Raw genomic sequence first — 1,107 nt, 5'->3', positions numbered from 1 at the left:
CTTCACGATGGCCAGCCCCAGGCCGAAGCCGCTTTGCTCGCCGGCCGCAGGCGCGCTGCCTGGTGGAAGCGGTCGAAGATGCCCTGGCGTTGCGCCGCCGCACGCCGGGCCCCGAGTCCTGCACCTTGAGCAGACAGCGCGTGCCGCCCAGCGGTTCCAGCACGCAGCGAATGCGCCCGCCTGCGGGCGTGAACTTGAAGGCGTTGGACAGCAGGTTCTGCAGGATGCGCTCGAACTGCCGCGGGTCCACCGCGGCGGGCAGGCTGGGCGGCGTGGACACGGTGTAGCTCAGGGCCCGCTTGGGGGCCAGCCACTGGAAGGGCTGGGCCACATGGCGCACCAGGGCGGCCAGGTCCACCCGGGCATAGCTGGGCGCCATGTGGCCCGCATCGACGCGGGCCAGGTCCAGCAGGTCGTTGACATGGCCCAGCAGGGTCTCGGCGCTGCGGCGGATCAGCTGCAGACGCTCGCGCTGCGCCGGGTCCTGGCCGGCGCCCTGCTCCAGCAGGTCCTCGACCGGCCCGAGGATCAGGGTGAGCGGCGTGCGGAACTCGTGGCTGAGCTTGGCGAACAGGTCGCTCTTGAGCTGGTCCAGGCGGCGCACCTGGTCCAGCAGGTCCTGCAGCTCGGCGTTCTTGCGCACCACCTCGGCCTCGGCCCGCTTCTTGGCCGAGATGTTGCGCCCCTCGGCCAGCAGGAACACCACCTCGCCCTGGTCGTCACGCACCGGCATCAGCGAATAGTCGACCACGATGGTCTCGTCGCCCGCGGCCTGGCCATAGACCTCCAGGTCGCAGCGCACGAACTCGCCCGCCGCGGCGCGGCGCACGATGTCACGCTGCAGGGCCACGCTCTCGCGCGAGACCTGGAACCAGCGCGCCTCCCAGAAGGGCCGGCCGCGGATGTCCTCGAACCGCAGGCCGGCGCCCTCCAGGGCCGCGCGGTTGATCTCCAGCGTGGTGCCCTGCGCATCCAGCAGGCCCACGAACTGGTACATCGCGTCGAGCACGATGCGCGCGAGCTTCTCGCGCCGGGTCTGGGGCGGGTCGGTGGCCCGCAGCGTCACGTCGCCGATCTGGCAGCCGCCGTCGACGGCGAGAAAAGGCG

At 71.8% G+C, this 1,107-nt stretch carries 1 protein-coding gene; it reads right to left on the bottom strand.

The window, feature by feature from the left end; translation table 11 throughout:
- On the bottom strand, window positions 1-1,107 hold a 1,107-nt coding region (locus tag I73_RS31030), incomplete at both ends, for a PAS domain-containing sensor histidine kinase (RefSeq protein WP_148289838.1).

Origin of the sequence: Ideonella sp. B508-1 (assembly GCF_000333615.1) — a bacterium.
Taxonomy (GTDB): Bacteria; Pseudomonadota; Gammaproteobacteria; order Burkholderiales; family Burkholderiaceae_C; genus Ideonella.
Note: the sequence above shows the minus strand (reverse complement) of the source record. Positions and strands in the feature narration are given on the sequence as shown.